Annotated in this window: 16 protein-coding genes; 6 read left to right on the top strand and 10 right to left on the bottom strand. The window is 68.3% G+C overall.

Going from position 1 to position 16,743, the window contains the following annotated elements:
* Window positions 1-50: 50 nt before the first annotated feature.
* Window positions 51-2,624, bottom strand: coding sequence for an aminopeptidase N (gene pepN / locus DMH03_RS17160; RefSeq protein WP_125793046.1), 2,574 nt, complete (start codon window positions 2,622-2,624; stop codon window positions 51-53).
* A gap of 167 nt (window positions 2,625-2,791) precedes the next feature.
* Here pepN and DMH03_RS17165 point away from each other — a divergent pair, with 167 nt between their 5' ends.
* Complete coding sequence (locus DMH03_RS17165) at window positions 2,792-3,412, top strand: disulfide bond formation protein DsbA (protein ID WP_125793047.1); 621 nt, start codon at window positions 2,792-2,794, stop codon at window positions 3,410-3,412.
* Here the strand turns inward: DMH03_RS17165 and DMH03_RS17170 are convergent.
* Entirely contained in the window at window positions 3,409-4,212 is an 804-nt protein-coding gene (locus tag DMH03_RS17170) for an MBL fold metallo-hydrolase (RefSeq protein ID WP_125793048.1), read from the bottom strand. The genes DMH03_RS17165 and DMH03_RS17170 overlap by 4 nt on opposite strands.
* Window positions 4,209-4,934: a 2-phosphosulfolactate phosphatase gene (locus DMH03_RS17175; protein ID WP_125793049.1), complete on the bottom strand. Its 726-nt coding sequence runs from the start codon at window positions 4,932-4,934 to the stop codon at window positions 4,209-4,211. Before DMH03_RS17175 ends, DMH03_RS17170 begins: the two co-directional genes overlap by 4 nt.
* A 39-nt stretch (window positions 4,935-4,973) precedes the next feature.
* Between DMH03_RS17175 and DMH03_RS17180 the strand changes: the two genes are divergently transcribed.
* Both DMH03_RS17180 and DMH03_RS17185 read left to right on the top strand, forming a co-directional pair.
* Complete coding sequence (locus tag DMH03_RS17180) at window positions 4,974-5,447, top strand: ribose-5-phosphate isomerase (protein ID WP_007034718.1); 474 nt, start codon at window positions 4,974-4,976, stop codon at window positions 5,445-5,447.
* A 1-nt stretch (window position 5,448) separates the two neighbouring features.
* Complete coding sequence (locus DMH03_RS17185) at window positions 5,449-6,258, top strand: Fpg/Nei family DNA glycosylase (protein ID WP_125793050.1); 810 nt, start codon at window positions 5,449-5,451, stop codon at window positions 6,256-6,258.
* Between the two features lie 304 nt (window positions 6,259-6,562).
* Here the strand turns inward: DMH03_RS17185 and DMH03_RS17190 are convergent, their stop codons facing one another.
* Window positions 6,563-7,336, bottom strand: coding sequence for a hypothetical protein (locus tag DMH03_RS17190; RefSeq protein ID WP_125793051.1), 774 nt, complete (start codon window positions 7,334-7,336; stop codon window positions 6,563-6,565).
* 110 nt (window positions 7,337-7,446) lie between these two features.
* Here DMH03_RS17190 and DMH03_RS17195 point away from each other — a divergent pair, with 110 nt between their 5' ends.
* The 3 genes from DMH03_RS17195 to DMH03_RS17205 are packed head-to-tail and all read left to right on the top strand — an operon-like array spanning window position 7,447 to window position 10,565.
* On the top strand, window positions 7,447-8,322 hold the full coding sequence (locus DMH03_RS17195; RefSeq protein WP_125793052.1) for a TIGR03619 family F420-dependent LLM class oxidoreductase: 876 nt from the start codon (window positions 7,447-7,449) through the stop codon (window positions 8,320-8,322).
* A gap of 3 nt (window positions 8,323-8,325) precedes the next feature.
* Window positions 8,326-8,772 (top strand): nuclear transport factor 2 family protein, encoded by a 447-nt coding sequence (locus DMH03_RS17200; RefSeq protein ID WP_125793053.1) that lies wholly within the window; start codon window positions 8,326-8,328, stop codon window positions 8,770-8,772.
* Window positions 8,773-8,798: 26 nt separating this feature from the next.
* Window positions 8,799-10,565, top strand: a complete 1,767-nt coding sequence (locus DMH03_RS17205) for a M48 family metallopeptidase (RefSeq protein WP_125793054.1) — start codon at window positions 8,799-8,801, stop codon at window positions 10,563-10,565.
* Here DMH03_RS17205 and DMH03_RS17210 read toward each other — a convergent pair.
* From DMH03_RS17210 to DMH03_RS17235, 6 genes are all read right to left on the bottom strand, one after another.
* On the bottom strand, window positions 10,558-11,778 hold the full coding sequence (locus tag DMH03_RS17210; protein ID WP_125793055.1) for an RNA polymerase sigma factor: 1,221 nt from the start codon (window positions 11,776-11,778) through the stop codon (window positions 10,558-10,560). The two genes, DMH03_RS17205 and DMH03_RS17210, sit on opposite strands and share 8 nt — an antisense overlap.
* A 74-nt stretch (window positions 11,779-11,852) precedes the next feature.
* Window positions 11,853-12,755, bottom strand: coding sequence for a TauD/TfdA family dioxygenase (locus DMH03_RS17215; RefSeq protein ID WP_125793056.1), 903 nt, complete (start codon window positions 12,753-12,755; stop codon window positions 11,853-11,855).
* A complete protein-coding gene (locus DMH03_RS17220; RefSeq protein WP_125793057.1) occupies window positions 12,752-14,074 on the bottom strand; it encodes an LLM class flavin-dependent oxidoreductase in 1,323 nt (440 codons plus the stop codon). The genes DMH03_RS17215 and DMH03_RS17220 overlap by 4 nt, the downstream gene beginning before the upstream one ends.
* Entirely contained in the window at window positions 14,071-14,907 is an 837-nt protein-coding gene (locus DMH03_RS17225; RefSeq protein WP_125793058.1) for an ABC transporter permease, read from the bottom strand. The genes DMH03_RS17220 and DMH03_RS17225 overlap by 4 nt, the downstream gene beginning before the upstream one ends.
* The gene (locus tag DMH03_RS17230; protein ID WP_125793059.1) at window positions 14,907-15,668 is read right to left on the bottom strand and encodes an ABC transporter ATP-binding protein; all 762 of its coding nucleotides are present in this window, start codon (window positions 15,666-15,668) and stop codon (window positions 14,907-14,909) included. The genes DMH03_RS17225 and DMH03_RS17230 overlap by 1 nt, the downstream gene beginning before the upstream one ends.
* Complete coding sequence (locus tag DMH03_RS17235; RefSeq protein ID WP_125793060.1) at window positions 15,665-16,684, bottom strand: ABC transporter substrate-binding protein; 1,020 nt, start codon at window positions 16,682-16,684, stop codon at window positions 15,665-15,667. The genes DMH03_RS17230 and DMH03_RS17235 overlap by 4 nt, the downstream gene beginning before the upstream one ends.
* Window positions 16,685-16,743 lie beyond the last annotated feature (59 nt).

The raw sequence follows: 16,743 nt of genomic DNA on the forward strand, positions 1-16,743 counted from the left end.
CCTTTCCTTGCAAAATTTGCAAGGAAAGGACCGTTCATTGCATTACGGGACTAGACCCCGGCCTGCGAGTCGAACTCACGGGCGGCCAGCGCCCGCACGATCCCGGCCCGGCCTTCCGACACCAGACGGCGCAGCGCCGCCGGGTGCTCCCCGGTCAGCCACTCGTCCGACGCCTTGACGGCCGCCGGTTCGACGGCCCACGACGGGTACAGCCCGACCACGGTCGGCTGCGCCCGCTCGCTGGAGCGCCGCTGCCACACCTCGTCGATGACCTCGAAGTAGCGCGTCACGTAGTCGCCGAGCAGGTGCTTCTGGCCGGGGTGGGAGAAGCCGGTGATGAGCGAGTCGCTGACCGCGTTGGGCAGCTCGTCGTCGTACACCACCCGTTGCCACGCGTCGGCCTTGGCCTCGGCGGTCGGCCGCAGCGCCCGCGAGCGTTCCGCCTGACGCCGTCCGGCGGCGGTGTCGTCCTTCGCGAGCTCCGTGTCGATCTCGGGGTTCTCCGCCTTGCCGTGCGCGACGAGCGCGTGCAGCAGCCGCCAGCGCAGGTCGGTGTCGACGGTCAGGCCGTCGAGGGGCGCCGTGCCGTCGAGCCAGCCCGCGATGATCGCCAGCGTCTTCTCGTCGAGCACGCATCCGGCGAGCGAGTTGACGAACGCGAGCTGGTGGTCCGAACCGGCCTCGGCGCCCTGCGCCAGCTCCAGCAGCCGCGAGCTGAACTCCGGCCAGCCCTTGTCCGCCGCCCACGCCGGGTTCGCGTACGAGTTCAGCGCCGTCTGCGCCTGCAGCAGCAGCCGCTGCACCACGCCGACCTCGGTCTCGGTGTGCACGCCGCGCTGCACCAGCGTGACGAAGTCGCGGGCCTTGAGCTCGGCCTCGCGCGTCATCTCCCACGCCGCCGACCAGCACAGCGTGCGGGGCAGCGGTTCGGTGATGTCGGCGATGCGGTCGATCAGCGTGGTCAGCGACGCCGGGTCGAGCCGCATCGTGCAGTAGGTCAGGTCGTCGTCGTTGACCAGCACGAGCTTGCCCGCCGGGAGACCGACCAGCGACGGCACCTCGGTGCGCTCGCCGTCGACGTCGAGTTCGACGCGGTGCTTGCGGACGATCTTGCCGTTCTCGTCCTCGTCGTAGACGCCGACCGCGACCCGGTGCGTGCGCAGTTCACCGGCACCCGGCTTGGCACCGGTCTGGGTGACGGCGAACGAGGTGTACGCGCCGTCGGCGCCGACCTCGTAGCGCGGGCTCAGCGAGTTGAGACCGGTGGTCTCCAGCCACTGCGCGCTCCACCACGACAGGTTGCGGCCCGAGGCCTCTTCCAGCGCGCCCAGCAGATCCGCCAGGGTCGCGTTGCCCCAGGCGTGCTTGCCGAAGTAGACCTTGAGGCCTTCGAGGAAGTGGTCGAGACCGACGTAGGCGACGAGCTGCTTCAGGACACTCGCGCCCTTGGCGTAGGTGATCCCGTCGAAGTTCACCTCGACCGCGTGCAGGTCGACGATGTCCGCGGCGATCGGATGCGTCGAGGGCAGCTGGTCCTGCCGGTATGCCCACGACTTCTCGATGTTCGCGAAGCTGGTCCAAGCGTTCTTGTACTCGGTGGCCTCGGCCTGGGCGAGCACACTCGCGAAGGTCGCGAACGACTCGTTCAGCCACAGGTCGTCCCACCAGCGCATGGTGACCAGGTCACCGAACCACATGTGCGCCATCTCGTGCAGCAGCGTCTCGGCGCGGCGCTCGTAGTAGTAGCGCGTGACGCGGCTCCGGAAGACGTAGTCCTCCAGGAAGGTGACGGCGCCGGCGTTCTCCATCGCGCCCGCGTTGAACTCCGGCACGAACAGCTGGTCGTACTTGGAGAACGGGTACGGGGTGGCGAATTTCTCGTGGTAGAAGGCGAAACCCTGTTTGGTCTCGGTGAACAGCTTGTCCGCGTCCATATGCTCGGCGAGCGAGGCGCGGCAGTAGATGCCCAGCGGGATCGTGCGGTGGTCGTCGGAGAACTCGTCGCGCCACTCGCTGTACGGGCCGGCGATCAACGCGACCAGGTAGGTCGAGATCCGCTCGGACACCTTGAACACGGTGCGGACGGCCCCTTCCGGGGTCTCCTCGGCCGACTCGATCAGCGCGTTCGAAATGACCTTCCAGTCCTTCGGCGCGACGACGGTGAGCCGGTAGACCGACTTGAGGTCGGGCTGGTCGAAGCAGGCGAACATGCGCTTCGCGTCCGCGGTCTCGAACTGCGTGTAGAGGTAGACGCCGTCGTCGACCGGGTCGACGAAGCGGTGCAGGCCCTCGCCGGTGTTCATGTACCGGCAGACCGCGTCCACGACGAGCTCGTTCGACTCGGCGAGCGCGGGCAGCTCGACGCCCTTGTCCTCGACGTACCCGCTGACGTCGAGTTCCGTCCCGTTGAGGACGGCCGACTCGATCCCCTCGGCGACGATGTCGACCCACGACGCTTCGCCGCTTCTGGCGCTCGCGAACTTGATCGTCGTCTTCGACGTGAAGGTCTTCTCACCGGGACCGCCGCGGCCGTCGGTCAGATCCAGCTCGATGTCGTAGGACTCGACGTCGAGCAGCTCCGCGCGCAGCTTGGCTTGGTCTCGGGTCAGGTTGGGGGCGGGCACTGGCACCTCTGGTCATCGGTATCGGTTTTGGTTTCCAACTACTGGCATCCAATCATGTCCAGGCCGGTGCTGACGACGGGAACAACGCCGATGGCCGCGATGTTGGCTCGCTGTGTAGCACTCTGTGCGTACCGGCCCACCCAAGACGATGGCACTGGGAGAACTTGATGACCGCCCCGTCCGAGACGACCAAGGTCGACTTCTACTTCGATCCGATCTGCCCGTTCGCCTGGATCAGCTCGCGCTGGATCCTCGAGGTGGAGAAGCACCGCGACCTCGACCTGAGGTTCCGGATCATGAGCCTGTCCGAGCTGAACAGCGGCCGCGAGGACCTGCCTGAGCAGTACAAGGAGCTGTTGGACCGCGGCTGGGGCCCCGTCCGCGTCGCCACCGCGCTGGCGCAGAAGAACGGCGAAGAGGCCCTGCGCGACTTCTACACGGAGTTCGGCACGCGCCATCACAACCAGGGCGACAAGGACATCCCGAAGGTCATCAAGGAGACCCTCGAGGCCATCGGCGCCCCGGCCGAGCTGGCCGAGGCCGTGGAGTCGACCGAGTACGACGAAGCGCTGAAAAAGAGTCACTACGAAGGTATGAATCCAGTCGGAATGGACGTCGGCACCCCGACCATCCACATCGACGGAGTCGCCTTCTTCGGCCCGGTGCTCAGCTCGATCCCGCGTGGCGAGGACGCCGTCAAGGTGTTCGACGGCGCCCGCGCGCTGGCGAGCTACCCGGACTTCTTCGAGCTGAAGCGCACCCGGTCCGGTGAGCTGAACTTCGACTAAGGCGTCGCCAGTGCGGCCCTGGTGACATCGTCGGGGTAGGAGGACCTCGCGACGGCTTCGTCCGTCGTGAGGTCTCCCGCCGCGATCTGGTTCTTGAGCGCGACGAGTTCACGCAACCCGTCGCGGTGTTTCCCGATGAACGCGGTGTCGACGGGGTCGCCGTGCCCGGCCACGATGATCTTCGGCTCCAGCGCGAGGATCGCGTCCATCACGCCGGTCCATTCGGCCAGGAAACTGCCGTCGTTGAAGGAGAATGCGCTGAAGCCGGCTTCGGCGTTCTCGACGGCGTCGCCCGCGTAGATGACGCCCGCGTCGGGCACGTCCACGAACAGGTCGTGATCGGTGTGGGCCCGGCCGAGGAACCTGAGCACGACGGTGCGGCCGCCCAGGTCGATCTCGGCGGTGTCGGTGACCGGTTTGTCCGGCAGGGTGACCTCGGTGCGCTCCAGCGCCTCCGCCATCTCAGGCCGGTTTTCGCCGAGGTAGTGCTGGATCCACTTGCGCCGCGCGCCCTCCCCGTACGTGGTCAGCTCGGCCGAGCACCCTTCGTGTGCCCAGACGTCGCACGGCAGGAACGCCGTCGTGCCGAAGGCGTGGTCGAAATGCGCGTGGGTGTAGACGACCGACCACGGCAGCGGCGTGATCTCCCGTACCGCCGCGGCCAGTTCGGCGCCTTGATCGACGTCACCGCGGACGTCGACGACCAGGCAGCGCTCACTGCCCACGACGAGGCCGACGGTCAGGTCCAGCTCCTCGTAACGGCGGGCGTACACGCCGTCCGCGAGTTCGAGCCAAGTCACGAATCCTCCAGAATTCCGTTGCGCAGCAAGGGAATCATGCTGCTCGTATCGAGCTTCGCGGCGAGTGTCACGTCGTTCGCGTGTCCGGCCGCGGCGAGCTCACGTCCTGAAGAACACTCTGTCAGTGCTTCGGCGATGTCGATCGATTTCGCCGCGATGGCCGCGAGGCGGGCTTCGGCGGACAGGCGGCCGTAGCCGTCCAGCGCCGCGACGATCGCCCCCGCGCCGAGCTGATCCTCGACGCACGGCCGCAGCGGCCCGAACGTCTTGGCCTCGGTGTGGATGTCGATGCCCCAGCGTTCCCCGGCCGGGATGACGCCGATCGGCGCGCCGTCCGCCAGTTCCGCCGCGCGTTCGGCGACGGCCGTCGCGTTGCGCAGGCATCCCGCCAGGACGACGGCACCGGTCGTGGCGGCGGCGTCGCAGAGCGTGGCGCCGTTGGGGGAGGGGAGCGCGAGGAGGGTGCCGGAAGGGATTTCCGTCACAGACGAAGGTCGCAAGGTCCAGCGTTCTTCACCCGCGAGGATGGCACCTCGCGCTTTCGCGGCGTCCGCGCCGCGCTGATCGCGCCAGCGGACGGGCAGCACCCTGCCGCCGTTGCCGAGGACGAGATCCGTTGTGGTGCAGAAGGAAAGTACGTCGACGATGACGAGAACGGCGCAGTCCGCGCCCAGTGCGCCGACTCCCTCGGTTCCCCATTCGAGTCTGATGTCCACCCCCACAGCATGCTCGTCCGGGAACGTGATGGCAGACTCCGCGCTGTGCGTGTTTACCTTGGCTCTGACCATGCCGGTTTCGAACTGAAGAACCACCTCGTGGCCCACCTCAAGGAGCAGGGCCACGACGTCGAGGACGTCGGTCCCTTCGTCTACGACGCGGCCGACGACTACCCCGCGTTCTGCATCGAGGCGGCCCGCCGCGTCGTCGCGGACGAGGGCAGCCTCGGCATCGTCGTCGGCGGCTCCGGCAACGGCGAGCAGATCGCGGCCAACAAGGTCAAGGGCGCTCGCGCCGGCCTCGCGTGGAGCGTCGAGACCGCGAAGCTCACCCGCGAGCACAACCACGCCCAGCTGATCGGCGTCGGCGCGCGGATGCACACCACCGAAGAGGCCACGGAGATCGTCGAGGCGTTCCTCGCGACCCCGCCGAGCCCGGACGAGCGCCACGGCCGCCGCGTCCAGCAGATCCTGGACTACGAGAACACCGGCTGGCCGCCGCCGCTGCCCGAGCACTGACATGCCCGAGGGGCACACGCTCCATCGCCTGGCACGGCTGCACAAACGCCGTTTCGCCGGTCACCCGGTCGAGGTGAGCAGCCCGCAAGGACGATTCGCCGGTGAAGCGTCCCGTTTGGACGGCCGGTCGCTGGTCAAGGCCGAGGCGTACGGGAAGCACCTGTTCCACGACTACGGTCCACACGGGACGGTGCACGTCCACCTCGGCCTCTACGGCACGTTCTCCGACGTGCCGCTGCCCGTTCTGGCGCCGGTGGGGCAGGTGCGGATGCGCTTGGTCGGCCCGACGCATTCCGCCGACCTGCGCGGCCCGAACCAGTGCGAACTCCTGGACGCGTCCCAAGTGGACGCGATCAAGGCACGGCTCGGCCCGGACCCGCTGCGCCGGGACGCGAAGCCGGACAAAGCGTGGGAGCGGATTTCGCGGTCGAAGACGTCGATCGCGGCACTGCTGATGGACCAGTCGGTGCTGGCGGGCGTCGGCAACGTGTATCGCGCCGAGGTGCTGTTCCGGCACGGTGTCGCCCCGCTCGTCCCCGGCCGCGCGCTCGACCGCGGGCTGTGGGACGACATGTGGGCGGATCTCGTGACGCTCATGCGGCACGGTGTCCGGGTGGGACGGATCGACACGGTCGCGCCGGAGCATCTGCCCGAGGCGACCGGCCGCGCGCCGCGGCAGGACCGGCACGGGGGCGAGGTCTACGTCTACCGCCGCGAGGGGATGCCTTGTCTCGTGTGCGGGACGGCGGTGCTGCGGAGCGATCTGGCGGCACGGAACCTCTTCTGGTGCCCGACCTGCCAGCCCGCCTGATGAGCTGAGTGGCACTGACGTGAGATGTCGCGAAAGCCACTTTCGGGACCACTGACGTCCCGAAAGTGGCTTTCACGACATGCCACAGTGCCCTTACCGCCCAAGAGCCGTCTCTGCCGCCGCGACGTTGCCGAAGGTGCCGCAAAGCCGTGAGGGCCTCCTTCCCTACTCTCAAGGTAGGGAAGGAGGCCCTCACGGCTTTGCCTGCCCGCCTGACGAGCTTCCCGAACGCTATGAACGGTCCGTTACTTGCAAATTTTGCAAGTAACGGACCGTTCATAGCGCTTGGGGGAGGGGGCGCGGGCTAGAAGTCGAAGCCTCCGCCGTCGAACCCGCCGCCATCGAAGCCGCCACCGTCGAACCCGCCGGCGTCTCCGCCCGCGTCGCCTCCGGCATCGCCGCCCGCGTCACCGGCACCGGCGTCCTCCTGGCCCGCGTCATGGCCCGATTCCCAGGCCGACGCGCTCGCGATTCCCGCCATCCCGGAGAACATCGCGCTGAACAGCAGCATCGAGCCGAGACCCCAGGCGCCGGCGACGAGCGCGGGCTTCCACCACGGCTCGCTGTACCAGCCCTGCGGCACCGGCCGGCCTGCCACGCGGCCACCGGGGTAGTAGTGGGGCGTCCGCTGGCTCGGGTCGGGCGAGGCTTCGTAGTGCTCGCCCTCGACGTCGACGGAGCGGTATTCGGTGACCTTGCCGGCGCGGTCGCGCTCTTCGCTGGCGGGCAGTTCCGGACCGGGGTCCATGCCCATCGCGAGCCGTGCCGCGCGGACGTAATAGAGGCCTTCGATGGCGGTCTCGCGCACCAGCCGGGCCTGTTCGACGGTCTGTGCCTGCTCCATCTGCGAGCCCGCCGCGGTGAAGCGTTCGGACGCGTCCGCCATCGCCTGCTGGGAGGCGGTGTCCGTGCCGGTGAGGTTCATGACCTGACCGCCGAGCCGCTCGACGAGGCGCCGCGCGTCGGCCTTCGCGTCGTCCAGCTGGCGCTTCTTGGCCGCCGCCTGGGATTTCGCGAAGTAGATGCCGCCGCCGACCACGACGACGAGGAGCACGATCAGGAAGATCGCGGTACCCATGGGTTCACTCCAGGAATCGTTCGGCCTTTGCTCCGATCAACGCGGACGGCCCGCCCGTGGTTCCCGCGCACACTGGCGGCAGAAACTAGAACACGTTATAGTTCGGCTCCATGAAGTTCACCCTGTCGATCGCGATGAATCCGCTCGATCAGCTGGGCGAGCTCGCCCGCGCCGCCGAAGAGGCGGGTTTCTCCTCGATCGCGCTCCCGGATTCCCTGTTCTACTCCGAAACGGTCTCGGCCGACTATCCGTACACGCCCGACGGCAGTCGCTTCTGGACGGAGGAGACGCCCTGGGCCGATCCGCTGGTCGCGGCCGCCTCGATGGGCGCGGTCACCGAACGGCTCACGTTCTACACCTCCGTGCTCAAACTCGGCTCCCGCAATCCGGTCCTGCTCGCGCGTCAGGTCAACTCGGTCGCGGCGCTGACCGGCGGCCGGTTCGGCCTCGGGCTCGGCGTCGGCTGGTCGCCTGAGGAGTTCCGCTGGTGCGGCGCCCCGTACGAGAAGCGCGGCAAACGCGTCGACGAGGCCATCGAGGTGCTGCGGCTGATCCTCGACGGCGGGATGGTCGAATTCCACGGCGAGTTCTTCGACTTCGACAAGCTCCGTATGAGCCCGGCGCCGTCGTCGCGGGTGCCGTTCTACATCGGCGGCCACACCGACGTCGCGCTGCGCCGGGCCGCCCGCGTCGCCGACGGCTGGTCGTCGGCGATGATGAAGTTCGACGACCTCCGCGACACGATCGCCAAATTGCGCGGGCTGCTGGCCGAACGGGGCCGCGCCGACGATCCCTTCGAGTATCAGGCCGTGTGCATCGACAAGTTCGGTCTCGACGGCTATCGCGAACAGGGCGACATCGGCGTCACCGACATCATCACCATGCCGTGGGTGTTCGACGGTCTCGGTTTCGACGCCGAGGTCGGCCCGAAACTCGATTCCATCAAGAAGTTCGGCGACGAGATCATCGCGAAGATGGGAGACTGAACAATGGGTGTCGACGTCTGCTGGGATCCGGCCGCCACGCAGCCGCCCGCGCGCCGAGCCGCGTTCCGTTCGATGACCGCGGTCACCGCCGGGGACAAGGCCGCCTGGCTCGAACTCTTCGCCGGTGACGCCGTCGTCGAGGACCCCATCGGCCCCTCGATGTTCGACGAAGAGGGCAAGGGACATCACGGGCACGACGGGATCAGTGCCTTCTGGGACAAGACGATCGCGAACGTCGAGCGCTTCCAGTTCACCATCCGCGACTCCCACGCCGCCGGTGACGAGGTCGCGAACGTCGGCACCATCACGACGTATCTGCCCGGAGGCTACCGCGTCGACACCGACGGCGTGTTCGTCTACCGGGTGCGCGAGGACGGGCTGATCGTGTCGATGCGCGCGTTCTGGGAAACCGAGCGCGCCATGGCCACCGCCAGGAAAGCCGATGAGTGACCCTCGCCACCGGGTAGGTTCACGCCATGCGGATCGGCGTGGTCAAGGTCGTGTTCCTGGTGGTGGGGTTCTACGCCTTGGACACGCTGATCTTCCTGCTGCTCGCCTTCGGTGGCGGCTTCCTGCTGGCCGGGATCGACAACGTCCCGCTGTTCATCCTCGCCGGGCTCGGCCTCGGCCTGCTGTTCGGCACCGGGGTCGCGGCGCTCCTTCCGTTGCGCCCGGCGCCCTTCGTGCCGAAAGGGGTTCCGCTCTACCGCGACGACGCCCCTGAGCTGTGGGCGACCCTCACCGAACTGGCGGAGGCGATCGGCACCCGGCTGCCGGACCAGGTGTGGCTCACCGCCGGGCCGGGGGCGTCGGTCGTCGAGGAAGCGCGGCTGTTCGGGCTGAAACCCGGTCGCCGGTTCCTGTCGATCGGCCTGCCGACGCTCCAAGCGTTCACGCGTGCCCAGGCTCGCGCCGTGCTGGCGCACGAGTTCGCCCACTACGGGCAGCTCGACGGCCGGACCAGCGTGACCGGCTACCGCTCCCACGTCGCGGTCGCGCGGATGCTCGACCGCTTTCCCCGAAGCACGATCAACCCGCTGGCGTGGCTGTTCCGCGGCTACGCGCGGCTGTTCGTCCTCACCCAGCGGGTGGCTAGCCGCCGCCGTGAATACGGGGCCGACCAGGTCATGGGCCGGCTCGCCGGACGGGCCGCCGCGCATTCGGCGTTGCGGCTGCACGCGCGGCTCGACGGGGAATGGACGCGGTATCTCGGCGTCCACGTCGAACCCGGGGCGGAGGTCGAGATGGCCCCCGACACCGTCTACGGCGGTTTCGCCAGAATGCTCGAAGCGCGGCGCGAATGGCTGGCCACCGTCGACGAGCCCCTCCGGCTCCCCTTGCGCTGGGACACTCACCCGCCGACGTCGGAACGGTTGTGGGCCTTGGAAACCGCGCCCGACAAGTCCGATGTGGACGAACGACCGGCGCTGGGCCTGCTCGCCGACCCCGTCCGGTCCGCCGCCCGGCTCGAAGAGGCGTCGTTCGACTTCGGCGAGCGCCGTCGTCTCCCCTGGGACACCTACCCGCGCGAGGCGGCTTTGGCGCGGCTGAAGGTCGAAGCCGAGGCCGCGTACCGGGCCATCGCCCGGGCGTCGGGGCAGCCAGGCGGCAGCCTCGAAACGCTTCTCACGTTGTCCGGAGAGGATGTCCCGGAAGACGGGGTCATGGCCGCCGTCGTCCTGGCGGCCCTGGACGCGGGCACGATGCGCTTCGTGCACCGGTGGGACGACGAACCGGATTTCGTCCTCGCCGACGGGTCTTTCCTGGACTTCGACCTCGTCGAGGATCTGCTGATCGGCGAACCGGAGCATGTCGCGCGTGCCCGCGCGGCACTGGCGGGGCTGGGCATCGACCCGGCGGCCGCGAACGGCGGGACGGAGCGGCTCTCGCCGGGGGAGGCGCCCGTGCTCGGCGGGTTGGCGAACGTGAAATTCGACGATCTGCTCGGCCATCTGGTCATCACCGAACGCGGCCTGATCTTCTCGCCCGCTCCGGGGACCGAGTCCGACTCCGGGAAGGAGGCACTGCTCGCGCTGATGGCACAGGCCCCGTTCGCGGTCGCCGCCAGGGCGGGCGCGATATGGCTGCCGTACGAGGAATTGTCACGCGTGGAGAAGCAGCGTGACATCCCGCTCAAGGCGACCGTGACCCTCTACAACGGCGCCGTGCACCGGATCCACGCCGTCTACACCGGCTACGTCCACGAGAAGTCGCACGAGACGATCCTCCAGGTGCTCAGGTGAGCCGCTCCGCGCGCCGGGTCAGGTACTGCTTCTCGGGTTCGCTCGCGGTCTTGGCGGCGGCACGGAGGTAGGCCTCGCGCGCGGCGGCGGTGTCGCCTGCCAGTTCCAGCAGATGCCCCCGCACGGAAACGAGGCGGTGGGTCTGGCTCATCCGGCTGTCGTCGTCGAGGGTGGCGAGCAGTTCGAGACCCGCTTCCGGCCCGTTGACCTCCGCGACCGCGACGGCGCGATTCAGCGTGACGACAGGGCCGGGCGAAACCTTCTCGAGGACGTCGTAGAGCGCGAGGATCTGGGACCAGTCCGTGTCGGCCGCCGTGGGCGCCTCACTGTGGACGGCGGCGATCGCGGCCTGCACCTGGTACGGCCCGACCGGGCCCGCTTCCAGTGCCGCGCTCACCAGCGAAACGCCTTCGGCGATCAGTTCCGCGTTCCAGCTCGACCGGTCCTGCTCGGCGAGCGGGACGAGCGAGCCGTCTTCGACGGCGCGGGCGGCGCGGCGGGCGTCGGTCAGCAGCATGAGCGCGAGCAGACCGGTGACCTCGTCCTCGTCCGGCATGAGCCGCCGCAGCAGCCGGGTCAGCCGGATCGCCTCGGCGGTCAGGTCGGCGCGGTGCAGGTCGGGGCCGCCGCTGGTCGTGTAGCCCTCGTTGAAGATCAGGTACAGCACCTGGAGGACGACGCGGACCCGCTCGGCGAGCTCCGCCGCCGGCGGCAGGACGAATTCGGCGCCCGCCTTCTTGATGGTCTGTTTCGCCCGGCTGATCCGCTGGGCCAGCGTCGATTCCGGGACCAGGAAGGCGTTCGCGATCTCGCCCGTGGTCAGGCCGCCGACGGCGCGCAAGGTGAGCGCGAGCTGCGACGGCGCGGACAGGGAAGGGTGGCAGCACAGGAAAAGGACGGTGAGCGTGTCGTCCGATTCGGACACAGTGGACGCTTCACCGGCCGGCTCCATCAGCGCGGAGTTCTCCTCGCGACGGCGTCGCGCGCTCTCGCTGCGCCACTCGTCCACCAGCCGCCGGGTCGCGACCGTCGCGAGCCACGACTTCGGACTGTCCGGGATGCCCTGCACCGGCCACTGCTGCGCGGCCGAGAGCAGGGCTTCCTGGACGGCGTCCTCGCAGGCGTCGAACTGCCCGTGCTTGCGCACCAGCAACCCGATGACCTGCGGGGCCAGCTCCCGCAGGAGCGCTTCCACCTGACGATCGTCCTTCACGACGCCAGTCTTACCCCATTTAGTCCTCTGGATGCGTACCCACCCACCGCATTCAGAGGACTAAATGCGGAGGGTCAGGCGACGGGGGAGTAGTGCGAAGCGTCGCCTTCGAGGGATTCGCTCGGCACCCCGTCGATGCCCACCGGGACATCACCCGCCACGGTCACCCGGTTCAGGCGGCGCGGCAGGTCGTCGTAGTTGTCGACGGCGTAGTGCTGGGTGATCCGGTTGTCGAACAGCACGAGCTGGTTCGGCTCCCAGCTCACCCGCACGACGTTCTCGGGCCGCGTCACGTAGGACTGCAGCAGCCGCAGGATGTCCCGCGACTCGCCCTTGGACAGCCCGACGATCCGCTGCGCGAACCCGCCGATGTACAGCCCGCGCTCTCCGGTCACCGGATGGACCCGCACCACCGGGTGGACCGTGCGGAACTTCTGCGACACGAACACCTTCCGGCGTTCCTGCTCCGCCTCGTCGAGGGTCTCCGGCGCCTTCGCGTAGTCGTAGTCGTTGGTGTGCTCGGCGCGCAGCGTGTCCGCGAAGGCTCGGAGCGGCTCCGGCAGGTCCCGGTAGGCCGCTGCCGAGTTGGCGATCAATGTCTCGCCTCCGTAGGGCGGGACGACCAGGCTTCGCAGTGTGCTGGCCTTCGGCGGGTTGAGCACGAAGGTGACGTCGGTGTGCCACTGGTTCGCGCGGCCCTGTTCGCTGTCGACCGGCAGGATCGCGGGCTCGCCGTCGACCGACGGGACGGTCGGATGCGCCTTCGTCAGGTCGCCGAAATGCTCGGCGAACCGCTGCTGGCCCGCGTCGTCGAGGTCGACGCCCGAGAAGACGAGCGCCTTGTGCTCGTGCAGGGCCTCGGTGACGAACGCGACGGTCGCGGTGTCGAGATCCTTGGCCGGATCGACGCCGACGATCTGCGCGCCGATCCTGCCGGTGATCTTGCGGACTTCGACCTGGGTGTCGATGGCGGTCATGCGGCGTGCTCCTTTACTCGGGTGCGGGTGACGGGGCGGGCGAGGCCGTAGTGGCCGCGCAAGGTCGTGGCGGTGTACTCGGTGCGGAACAACCCGCGCCGCTGGAGTTCCGGGACGACGAGGTCCACGAAGTCCTCGAGACCACCCGGAAGCGTGGGCGGCATGACGTTGAAGCCGTCCGCGGCGCCTTCGGTGAACCAGTGCTCCAATTGGTCGGCTACTTGCGTGGCGGTCCCGGCGAAAACGCGGTGACCTCGCCCGCCGGCCAACCGCTCGATGAGCTGGCGGATGGTCAGGTTCTCGCGCCTCGCCAGACCGGTGACCAGTTCGAACCGGCTTTGCGCGCCTTCGGTGAACGTGCCGACGTCGGGCAGCGGACCGTCGAGCGGGTACGGCGTCAGATCGTGGTCGAGCATGGTCGACAGCTGCCGCACGCCGTACGCGGGCGTGATGAGGGCGTTGAGTTCGGCCTCGCGTTCCTTCGCCTCGGCCTCCGTGCGGCCCAGGATCGGGCTGATCCCCGGGAGGATCTTGATCTCCTCCGGCGAGCGCCCGTATTTCGCGAGCCTGCCCTTGACGTCGTCGTAGAAAGCCTTGCCCTCGGCGAAAGTCTGCTGCGCGGTGAACACCGCCTCGGCGAACCGGGCCGCGTACTCCTTGCCCGTCTCCGACGAACCCGCTTGGACCAGCAAAGGGTGCCCCTGCACCGGACGGGGGATGTTCAACGGGCCACGTACCTGGAAATGCGGGCCGTCGTGGTCGATCGGGTGGATGCGGCCGGTGTCGGCATAGACGCCGCTCGCCTTGTCGATCACGGCCGCGCCGTCGTCCCAGCTGTCCCAGAGCTTCTTGGCGACTTCGACGAATTCGGTGGCGCGTTCGTAGCGCAGCGCGTGCGACGGCCTGGCGTCGCGGTTGAAGTTGCGGGCCTCGTCCTCGCCTGCCGACGTCACGATGTTCCAGCCCGCGCGTCCGCCGCTCAGATGGTCGAGCGACGCGAACTTCCGCGCCAGGTGATACGGCTCGTTGTAGGTCGTCGACGCGGTGGCGATCAGCCCGATGTGCTCCGTCGCCCCGGCCAGCGCCGAAAGCAGCGTCAGCGGCTCGAACAGGGTGTGCGAGTTGTAGCGGACGTTGCCCCACAACGCGACGCCGTCGGCGAGGAACAGCGAATCCAGCTTGCCGCGTTCCGCCGTGCGGGCGATGTCGACATAGTGCGTCAGCGTCGCGGCGCGGTGCGGATCCGTGCTCGGATGCCGCCAGGCCGCCTCGTGATGACCGTTCGGCATCACGAACGCGTTGAGGTGTAAGTGCTTCATGCCTTCTCCTTGACACGCCAGGTGGAGAACCGCCGCTCCAGCGCGACGAAGCCCGCGTTGATGGCCAGGCCGAGCACCGAAACCGTGATGATCGCGGCGTACATCTGCTGGATCTGGAAGTTGACCTGCGAGTTGTTGATCAGATAGCCGAGGCCCGCCTTGGCGCCGACCATTTCGGCGGCGATCAGGATGAGGATCGAGTACGCCGCCGCCATCCGGATGCCGGTGAAGATGGTCGGCACCGCCGAGGGCAGGATCACCTTGCGGAACAGGTTCGGGCTCGACAGCCCGAGCGAACGCGCGGCCTTGACCAGCAAGGGATCCACGGTATTCACGCCGGCGATCGTGTTGAGCAGCACCGGCCAGACGCAGGCGTAGACGATCAGCGCGATCTTGGACACCTCGCCGATGCCGAGCAGGAGCGTGAACACCGGCAGCAGCGCCAGCGCGGCGGTGTTGCGGGCGAGCTCCAGCAACGGGTTCAGGAATTCGGCGAGCGGGCGGTACCAGGCGATCAGCAGCCCCAGCGGCACCGAGACCGCCACCGCGAGCACGAATCCGGCGGCGGACCGGCCGAGACTCGCCAGCAGATGGTCGGCCAGTTGCCCGTTGAGGATCAGCTCCCAGAGCGCGGCGAGGTCTTCCGACAGCGGCGGAAGGAAGGTCCTCGTGCCCTCGTCGAGAACGTACTGGGGAGCGAGCTCCCAGACCGCGAGGAAGAGCAGGATCGCCGCGGAACTGCGGAAAGCCTTGCTGAGCCGCTTCTTCTTGCGGGGTTTCACGGCGGCCTTCGGTCCTGTGTGGACTGTCGGCGCCTCCAGGGTGGCGGTCATCAGGCGGCCCTCCGGATCTCGTCGTGCAGGAGTTCCCACAGGCGGTGGCGATGGGCCACGAACGCGGGCGCCGAGCGCAGGTCGTCGTTCGAGCGGTCGCCGAGGTCGATGTCGACGACGTCCTTGAGCCTGCCCGGCCGCGACGTGAGCACCGCGACCTTCTGTCCCAAGTAGACGGCCTCTTCGATGCTGTGGGTGATGAAGACGATGGTCTTGCCGGTGCGCTGCCAGATCCGCCGCAGTTCCTCCTGCAACAGTTCACGAGTCTGGGAGTCCAGCGCGGCATACGGCTCGTCCATCAGCAGCACGTCCGGGTCGTAGGCGAGGCTTCTCGCGATCGCGACGCGTTGTTTCATACCACCGGAAAGCTGGTGGGGGAGATGCTCCTCGAAACCGGAAAGCCCGACCAGGTCGAGGAATTCCCGTGCCCTTTCGGCGCGTTGCCGTTTGTTCAGCGTGCCGCCTTCGAGGCCGAACTCGACGTTGGCGCGCGCGGTGCGCCAGGGGAACAGCGCGTACTGCTGGAACACGACCCCGCGATCCAGACCCGGGCCGGTGACGGGTTTCCCGTCGATCAGGACCTCACCGGAGGTGGGTTTCGCGAGCCCGCCGAGCAGGTCGAGCAACGTGGACTTCCCGGAGCCGCTCGGCCCGACGAGGGAGAGGAACGTGCCGTCCTCGATGTCGAGGGAGACGTCGTCCAGCGCGGTCAGCGTGTCGAAGGTCTTGGTGACCGAGCGGAGGCTGATCTTGGCGGTCATGCGCCACCGCCTTCGCGGTACGGGTTGAATTCGTTGGTGTAAAGCTTTTTGAGGTCGACCTGGTCGTTCTTGATGAACCCGGACTGCTTGAGCCAATCGGTCCAGAGCGTGTAGTCGTGGTCGGAGATCAGCCCGCCCTTGGTGACGCCGGTGCTCTTCCAGTACTTGAGCGTTTCGGTGTTCTCGTTGCGGCCGCGGTTCTGGATGATCTTGGTGAACCGGGCGATGACCTCGTCGCGTGGCGTGGTGCGAGCCCATTCGATCGCCTTGGCCACGCCGGTGACGAAGGTTTTCGTGGTCTCCGGGTACCTCTTGATGAAGTCGGTCCGCAGCACGTACGGCCCGCCGTTGTAGGGACCGAACGCCTCGACGTCCTTCACGATGGGCCGCACGCCGCCTCCGGCGAGGGCGCGGTCCTGGAGGACGCCGTTGAGCGCGGCGACGTCGATCTGGCCGTTGCGCAGGGCTTGTTCGGTGTTGATCGGCGGCAGGACGACGAGCTGCACCTGGTCGATCTCGGCGTCGGAGAGGCCGCTGCGCTTGAGCCAGGTGTCGAGGGCGGCCTCCAGGTTCGCGCCGACGGTGTTGACGCCGACCTTCTTGCCGATGAGGTCGCGCGGGGTGCGGATCGGGCTGTCTTCCTTGACGTAGAAGCCCAAGAAGGTCTTCTCGTCGGAGCCGTAGTAGTTGACGACCGCCTTGATCGGGGCGCCGGCGTCGACGAGTTTCGCGACCGCGCCGGTGAAAGCGCCGCCGAAATCGGTCTGGTCGGTCGCGGCGGACTGGATGTCCTGCGGTCCGCTGATCGTGTTGCCGACCCATTTGAGCTTGACCGGGCCGAAGTACCCGAGGTCCTCGGCGAGTTCGGGGAACGTGACGTTGTTCGCCGACCCCTGGTAGCGCAGTTCGAGCTTCTCCGGCTGTCCGGCCACGCCTGCCGGGGTCGCTGAGGCGCCGCAGCCCGACAGCGCCAATCCGGCGAGGAGCGCGGCGAGCAAGGGCACTGGTTTCTTCACGGTGGGCTCTTTCGTTCGGGTTCGCGTCGATGGAGAAGATTCTTCGCAGGCCCGGCGGA

The sequence above is a fragment of the Amycolatopsis sp. WAC 01376 genome (assembly GCF_003947415.1).
Taxonomy (GTDB): domain Bacteria; phylum Actinomycetota; class Actinomycetes; order Mycobacteriales; family Pseudonocardiaceae; genus Amycolatopsis.